Here is a 7,512-nt window from a genome sequence, read left to right on the forward strand (position 1 = left end):
GGGCCTTCGCCGTCCCCAGGCCCGCACGGCCGGGACGGCACGTCCCCGGGGCCGCGCCACGGCGGCCACGGCACGGCGCCTCCTGGCCGGCGACTCAGGCCCGGCGGCTCCAGGCCGGCGGGCTCCGGCACGGCAGGCTCCACACAGCAGGACCAGCACGGCAGGACCAGCACGGCAGGCTCCAACACAGCAGCTCCGGCACAGCAGGATCAGCACAGGGGGAAGCGTTCAGCATGCCCATCCAGACCACGGTCGCGCCCGCGGGCGGGACCGTCACGCAGGCCGTGACCGACCTCGACGCCGAGCTGGCCGCGATCCCCGTCCGGCAGGGCCCGGTCGCGCCCGCCGCCGAGATCGCCGCCGCACTCCCGTTCTCCCTGGACGAGGTGCTCTCGCTGCACGGCGCCAAGGGCGAGCCCGGTGAGATCGTCGCGACGCCCGTCCGCGTCGGCGACAAGGTCCGCGAGCTGCTGCTCTACGGCGTCGGCGACGCCACCCCCGCCGACCTGCGCAAGGCCGGCGCGGCCCTCGCCCGCCGGGCCCGCGGGCGCGCGAACCTCGTCGTCGGCGTCCCCGAGGGCGACCTGTCGGCGTTCGTGGTCGGCGCGCTGCTGGCGTCCTACGACTTCCGTATCGGCGAGGCACCGAAGAAGGGCCCGCTGGGCGCCCTGACCGTCCTCACCGAGTCCGGCCCCGAGGCCGCCGCGCCGAAGATCGAGCGCGGCGTCGCGCTCGCCCGCGCCACCGGCCTCGCGCGCGACCTCGCCAACACGCCGGCCTCGGAGAAGACCCCGGCGTGGCTGGCCGACCGGGCCCGCGACCTCGCCGCCGAGAACGGCCTGACCGTCCGCGTCCGGGACGAGGGCGACCTCGCCGAGGGCGGCTTCGGCGGCCTGCTCGCCGTCGGCGCCGGGTCCCCGCTGCACCCGCCGCGCCTGATCGAGCTCACCTACGAGCCGGACGGCGCCGACCGGCACATCGTCCTGGTCGGCAAGGGCATCACGTTCGACTCCGGCGGCCTGTCGCTGAAGCCGAACGACAGCATGAAGCTCATGAAGACCGACATGCAGGGCGGCGGCATCGTCATGGCCGTCATGGCCGCCCTGCGCGACCTCGGCGTCCGCGCCAAGGTCACCGGGCTGGTCGCGGCGGCCGAGAACATGCCGTCCGGGTCCTCCATGCGCCCGAGCGACGTGATCACCCACTTCGGCGGCAAGACGTCGGAGGTGCTCAACACCGACGCCGAGGGACGGCTCGTCCTCGCCGACGCGCTCGCCTACGCCGACGCCCGGCTCGACCCGGACCTCGTCGTGGACGTGGCGACCCTCACCGGCGCCGCCAAGGTCGCCCTCGGCCTCCGGCACGGCGCCCTGTTCACCGGTGACGACGCCCTCGCCGACGCCCTCACCGCGGCGGGCGAGGCCGCCGGGGAGCCGCTCTGGCGCCTCCCGCTGGTCGAGGACTACCGCAAGGCCATCGAGTCCGACGTCGCGGACGTCGCCAACATCGAGCGCGGCGGCTTCGGCGGCGGCTCGATCATGGCCGCCCTCTTCCTGCGCGAGTTCGCCGGCGACCGCCGCTGGGCCCACCTCGACATCGCCGGCCCGGCCCGCGCCACCTCCGACGACCTCGAGATCAGCAAGGGCGCCACGGGCTTCTCCACCCGCCTCCTCCTGGAGTGGCTGACGGCCTGACCCGCATCCCGGGCGCACCGCCGCCGCACGCCGCGTCCGTCAGCGCGTGCGGCGGTCAGCGCGTGCGGGGGTCAGCGTGTGCGGCGATCCACGACCGGGACCGTCCTGCGGCGCCGGATCTCCTTGACCAGGACGGGCAGGGTCGTGTCCCAGCCCGGCTCGACGCCGAAGCACCAGCGGGTGGCCTCGGGCATGCCGGGCGTCGTCGCGGGGACGTCCGCGAGGGTGAACGCGATCAGGGCGGGACGCTCGGCGGTGCGGGCCAGCTCGACCAGCGCGTCCGTGCCGAGGAAGACCAGGTAGTCCTGCTCGCCGCGCTTGGTGCCCGTCACGCCGCGGCGCAGCGCGGCCAGGGCCGTGACGTCCGTCCAGGGCAGGACGCGGTCGCGGGAGCGGGGCAGCGGCCAGCGCGCCGGACGCCGCGCGCCCTCGTTCGTCAGCTCCAGCACGGGGCGCCTCGCCAGCGGCCCTCCGACCGCGGCCACGAAGCCGCCGCCGAACGCCGCCAGGCCGACCGCGCCGAGCACGATGAAGGCGAGGCTCCCCACGCCGAACCCGCCGCGCATCAGGCCGCCGGCCACGAACCCGGCCGAGGCCAGCATCAGGATCCCGAAGGCGAGGCCGCGCCAGGCCGTCCGCCACGTCATCCCCATCCGCACGGCGAACACGGCCGAGGCGGCGGACGCGGACGAGGGGGCCGCAGCCGAGGGGGAGGGGGCGTCGTCGTCCGGGACGAGCGGCTCGGGGGCGGGCGGGGGCTCCGGCGCGGGCGGCTCGACGTCGTGGGCGGTGTCCACCCAGCGGGCCCGGCGGACCGGGCCGTCCTCGCTCGCGGGCGGGCCGGCGTGCGGGTCCCGGGGGGCGGGCATGGCGGCTAGTCGCGCTTGACGGCGCAGAGCAGGCCGTCGCCGACCGGGAGCAGCAGGGGGACGAGGCGCTCGTCCTCGCGGATCAGGTGGTGCACCTCGCGGATCGCCTCGGAGGACGGGTCGCGGTAGGCGGGCTCGGCGGCGCGCCGGTGCCCGAGGGCGTCGTCGAACGCCACGACGCCGCCGGGGCGGAGCAGCCGCAGGGCGGCGCTGAAGTACTCGGGGTACTCGGTCTTGTCCGCGTCGCAGAAGACCATGTCGTAGGCGCCGTCGGTGAGGCGGGGGAGCACCTCGAGCGCGCGGCCGACGATCATGCGGGTGCGGAACGATCCGAGGCCCGCCTCGCGGTAGGCGAGCTTGGCGAGGCGCTGGTTCTCGTGGTCGACGTCGACGCTGGTCAGGACGCCGTCCTTCGGCATCCCGCGCATCAGGGAGATGCCGGACACGCCGCAGCCGGTGCCGATCTCGACGACGGTGCGCGCGCCGATCAGGGTGGCGAGGAAGCGCAGCGCGGCGCCGCCGGCGGGGCCGATCGGCGTGGCGCCGACCTCCTGCCCCCGCTGGCGGGCGTCGACGGTCGCCTCGTCCTCGGGAAGGAATTCCTCCACGTAGGTCAGGGTGGCCTCAATGGCGTCGATGGCTGCCTCCTCGCGGGACCCCCGCCTGGCTCATGCTGGAAAGACAATATCGCTGACGGGGAACCAACTGGCGTTTCAGCACGTTCTAACTCGCGATGGCGCCCGCCCCGGAGGGGGTGGGTGTGGATCGCACGTACGGCAACCGCCCCAGCCCAGGCGCGACCGTGTCGTTCCACCGTATGGAGAAAGGAACAACCCGGCACCATGGGAGTGGCAGCACTGACGTTCAAGAGTGCCGTCGGGGTCGGCTCCGGGAAAAGCCGGGCCGACGCGGCGGCGCGTACGCGCGAGAACGCACCCGACGCGGCGTGGGCACCGCCGTCCTGGGACGAGGTCGTCCGGGAGCACTCGGGCCGGGTCTACCGGCTCGCCTACCGCCTGACCGGCAACCAGCACGACGCCGAAGACCTCACGCAGGAGGTCTTCGTCCGGGTGTTCCGTTCGCTCTCGAACTACACGCCCGGCACGTTCGAGGGCTGGTTGCACCGCATCACCACGAACCTGTTCCTCGACCAGGCGCGGCGCAAGCAGCGCATCCGGTTCGAGGGGCTGGCGGACGACGCCGCCGAGCGCCTCCAGGGCCGCGAGCCCACCCCGGCGCAGGTGTACGACGACCGCAACTTCGACTCCGACGTCCAGGCCGCGCTCGACGCCCTGGCCCCCGAGTACCGGGCGGCCGTGGTGCTGTGCGACATCGAGGGGCTCTCCTACGAGGAGATCTCCGCGACGCTGGATGTCAAACTGGGAACCGTGCGCAGCCGCATCCACCGGGGAAGGGCGCAGCTGCGAGCCGCGTTGGAACACCGGGCGCCCCACCGCAGGGGGGTCGTGTCCACCGTTGCCGAGCCCGTCGCCGGGCCCGCCGCCGAGACCACGGCGGAGACCGCGGCGGTGGCGGTCGCGGAGGGCCGCTGACGGGTGGTCCGGCGCGCCGGGGCGCCACACCTGAAATGAACGACGAGGGAGCCGCGTGAGTTGTCTGGGGGAGCGTCTGACCGCTCTGGTCGACGGCGAGCTGGGGCATGAGGAGCGCGAACGCGCCCTGCGCCATCTCGCGGGCTGCGCGCCGTGCCGTGTCGAGGCCGACGCGCTGCGACGCCTGAAGGCCCGGCTCCGCGGCCTGGCCACACCGCCCGGTACGTCCGCCCCGGAGCGCGGACTGCCCGGCCTCCCCGACCTGACCGTGCCCGACCTGACCGTGCCCGGCCTGCACGCGCCGGGTCTGAACATGCCCGGCCTGAACATGCCTGGCCTGAACGCGTCCGGCGGATCGAACGCGCCCGACTCGATCGGGCCCGACCTCGGCGCGCCCGACCTCATCAATCCCGGTCTGTCCGATCCGGCGTCTCCCGGACTTCCCGGCGCCGGGCTGCCGGGCCTGGGAGCGCCCGGACTGCCCATCGTGCCCGCGCAGGGGTACGGGCAGGGGCCGCGCGAGGCGGGCGCCGACCGCGCCGCCTCGTCCGCCGACGTCCCGGACGACATGCCGACCCCCGACTTCCTCGCCCGGCTGCGCGGTCTCGGCGAGACGCTCGCCGCGGCCGACGGCCCGGCGGACACCGCCCCCGGCGCGTCCTCTCCGGCGAGCAGGAACGGCGGCCCCCGCGCGTCGGGTGAACCCGCCGCCTCGGCGGCCGACACGACGCGTCCGGACGAGCTCTCCGACCTGGGAGAACTCGGCGGCCCGTGGGGTCCGTCCGGGGCGCGGAACCGCACGCCGTGGGTCTCGCCGTCCGGGGGCACGACGCGTCCCGGGCGGCCGCGTGACAACCGTCCTCCGGTCTCGGCAGGCGGGGGCCGTGGACGGCGTTCCGGCGTCCCCTCGGGGCCCATGGCCGGTGCCACGGCGCTGATGTCGGTGCCCGCCGGGTCCGTGCGGGCCGGGCGGACGCACCGGCGGCGCTACCTGGCCGTCGGCGCGGCGTCGCTGTTCCTCGGCCTCGGCGTCGCGTCCTACGTGGCGGGCGGCGAGCAGGACGCGCCCACCGTCACGCCCGCGTTCGACCGCTTCGCCGTCCAGCACGCGCTGACCTCGGGCGACTCGCCCATCACCGACCCGCTGACCGATCCGGGCACGCTCCGGACCGCCGTCCCGTCCGCTCCGGAGCCGTGATCGGAACCGTCCGCCCGCGTCCGCGCCGTCCGCAAGGCGACGGCGGGAACCGGGGGCGCCGTGTCCTCGCGGCGCTCGGTGTCGCCGGCGCGGTGTGCGCCGGCGCGGTGCTGACCGGCGACGCGCACGCGGGTCGTCCCGCGCCCAGCGACCCGGACGCGGTACGCCTCCTGCGCGCCGCCGCCGACGCCGCGGGCAGCGTGTCCTACGAGGGCGAGCGGGTCCTCACCACCTGGGGACGGCACGGCACGCACACCTCGACCGCGCAGGTCGAGCACCCGGCGGGCGCGGACGCCCCGGTCGGGGTTCCGGAGGCCACGCTCGCGCTGCTCGTCCGCAACTACTCGCTGGTGCGCCGCGGGGACGGCACGATGTGCGGCCGCCGCGCCGCCGTCGTCGAGGCCCGCCGCTCCGACGGCTCGACCGCGGGCCGGTTCTGGCTCGACACCGAGACCGGCCTCATGCTGCACCGCGAGCTGCTCGACGCCGCGGGCCGCGCGGTCGTCGTGGTCGGGTTCAACCGGTTCCAGGTGGTCAGGCCGGTGTCGCTCCAGCACGTCCCGGTGCGCGGCTCGTCCGTCCGCGCGGACGAGCCGGGCGACGCCGCGGCCGAGCCGTACCAGACCACCTCCGGCCGGGTGACGCCCGTCCCGACCGAGTACCCGCTGACGACCGCGCAGGTCGCGGAGCTGCGCCAGGACGGCTGGCCGGTGCCGCGCAGGCTGCCGGGACGGCTGGCGCTGTACGACGTGCGCCGCTCGACCGTGCCGTCCGGCGGGGAGGCGCTGCACCTCAGCTACTCGGACGGGCTGGCCGTCGTGTCGGTGTTCGTCCAGCACGGCGGGCTGGACGGCCGGGGCATGAGCGGCTGGACCCGCGCCGAGCTCGACGGACGCCCCGCCTACCGCCGCGACTCCGTCCGTAACTGGGTGGTCGAGCAGCGCGGCGACTACGTCTACACGGTCCTCACGGACGCGCCGGAGAGCACGGCGTCCGCCGTCGCCGAGGCCTTCCCCCTCGCCCACGTCTCCCCCTGGACGCGCGTCCGCCGCGGCTTCGGCCGCCTCACCTCCTGGGCCAACCCTTTCGACTGACTCGCCTGACCCGCCCGAAACCCGCCCGACGCCCGCCTGACTCGCCCGACCCGGCTGACACGCAGGCACCGGTCGAGCCCGGCGGCGCGGGAGGTGGCGCCCATCCCCGACAATGGGTCGGTGGGGCGGCCGGAGGCCCGAAAGGGGCGGTTGCCCGGAGCTTTACGCTCATCACATGCCGGGTCGGCGACGATGAGCCCGGATCAGTGAGAATCATGCCCGGTAGGAGAGTGGGGATGACCGAAGACAGCCGCGGACCGGTCGAAGCGGCGGAGCGCGACGAGCTCGCCTCCGGCCAGGGCGACGGGCGGCCGGACGCCTCCGGATCCGGGAACGCCGCGAGTGCCGCGGCCGAGCGGGGGGACGGCCGCGGGGCCGCCCAGAGGGACGACTCCCCGTCGCCCGGCGACCGTCCGGTGGCCGGGCGGGCGGCGCGCCCCGCGAGCACCGCGCCGGAGACCCTGACCGACCACGACCCGGAGCCGCCCGAGGACGACGTCCCGGGAACCGGCGCCCCCGCGGGCGCCGAGCCTCCCACCGCCGGATCCGAGCCGGGACGCGCCGACGCCCCGGCCGCGACGTCCGGCCCGCTCCCGACGATGACCGACGGAGGCCAGGGCGGGTTCGCCCCTCCGGACTCCGCCGGTGGCGCGTCCGGCGAGCCGTCCTACGGCGGCCCGGCACGGCCCGCGCCCGGTGGCGGTGTCCTCAACGACGCCTACGCCGCCTCGAACCAGGAGCCCTACGACACGCCGCCCGGCGGTGCGCCCGGCGCGCCGAGCGCGGGTGGCCAGGAGCCTTACGGCATGGCCGGGGCGCCGGGGGCGGGCGGCCAGGACCCGTACGCCGCGCCGCAGGGAGCGCCGCAGGAGAACGCCGGGGGCCGCCCGGCGTTCGCACCGCACGACCAGGACCCGCGTTCCGGAGGGGTCGCGGGTCAGTACGGCTGGGGCGGGCAGGCGTCGCCCCAGCCGCCTCCGCCGGGGGCGCGTCCGCCGATGGGCGGCCCGCCGCCGGCTCCCGGGGTGCCGCCCCGGCCGATGCCGGGCGCCCCTGGTGGTCCAGGGGTTCCAGGCGCTCCGGGCGCCCCGGGCGGTCCGGCTC

The 7,512-nt window shown here is 76.4% G+C and carries 6 protein-coding genes and 1 pseudogene; 5 read left to right on the forward strand and 2 right to left on the reverse strand.

The features are described 5' to 3' along the window. Nucleotides 1–233: 233 nt before the first annotated feature. A complete protein-coding gene (locus EBO15_RS27685; protein WP_122197389.1) occupies nt 234–1,694 on the forward strand; it encodes a leucyl aminopeptidase in 1,461 nt (486 codons plus the stop codon). Between the two features lie 71 nt (nt 1,695–1,765). On the opposite strand, the gene EBO15_RS27690 is transcribed toward EBO15_RS27685, so the two are convergent. Together EBO15_RS27690 and EBO15_RS27695 are read right to left on the reverse strand one after the other, a co-directional pair. After that, complete coding sequence (locus EBO15_RS27690) at nt 1,766–2,563, reverse strand: hypothetical protein (protein WP_233616466.1); 798 nt, start codon at nt 2,561–2,563, stop codon at nt 1,766–1,768. A 5-nt stretch (nt 2,564–2,568) separates the two neighbouring features. Continuing rightward, complete coding sequence (locus EBO15_RS27695; protein ID WP_122197390.1) at nt 2,569–3,171, reverse strand: O-methyltransferase; 603 nt, start codon at nt 3,169–3,171, stop codon at nt 2,569–2,571. 234 nt (nt 3,172–3,405) lie between these two features. On the opposite strand from EBO15_RS27695, the gene sigE reads away from it, so the two are divergent. The 4 genes and pseudogenes from sigE to EBO15_RS44465 all read left to right on the forward strand — a co-directional run. After that, nucleotides 3,406–4,116 (forward strand): RNA polymerase sigma factor SigE, encoded by a 711-nt coding sequence (gene sigE / locus EBO15_RS27700; protein ID WP_199744847.1) that lies wholly within the window; start codon nt 3,406–3,408, stop codon nt 4,114–4,116. Nucleotides 4,117–4,171: 55 nt separating this feature from the next. Further along, a complete protein-coding gene (locus EBO15_RS47345) occupies nt 4,172–5,314 on the forward strand; it encodes an anti-sigma factor family protein (protein ID WP_378239231.1) in 1,143 nt (380 codons plus the stop codon). Further along, complete coding sequence (locus EBO15_RS27710) at nt 5,311–6,408, forward strand: sigma-E factor regulatory protein RseB domain-containing protein (RefSeq protein ID WP_122197391.1); 1,098 nt, start codon at nt 5,311–5,313, stop codon at nt 6,406–6,408. Before EBO15_RS47345 ends, EBO15_RS27710 begins: the two co-directional genes overlap by 4 nt. Nucleotides 6,409–6,644: 236 nt before the next feature. Next, nucleotides 6,645–7,512, forward strand: a pseudogene (locus tag EBO15_RS44465) (hypothetical protein); the annotation flags it as partial.

The organism is Actinomadura harenae (assembly GCF_003696215.1).
GTDB lineage: Bacteria > Actinomycetota > Actinomycetes > Streptosporangiales > Streptosporangiaceae > Spirillospora > Spirillospora harenae.

What these genes read in the sequence shown, in the direction of transcription:
- EBO15_RS27685 (WP_122197389.1), top strand. Translation starts at nt 234, where the DNA reads ATGCCCATCCAGACCACGGTCGCGCCCGCGGGCGGGACCGTCACGCAG.
- sigE (WP_199744847.1), top strand. Translation starts at nt 3,406, where the DNA reads ATGGGAGTGGCAGCACTGACGTTCAAGAGTGCCGTCGGGGTCGGCTCC.
- EBO15_RS27690 (WP_233616466.1), bottom strand. Translation starts at nt 2,563, where the DNA reads ATGCCCGCCCCCCGGGACCCGCACGCCGGCCCGCCCGCGAGCGAGGAC.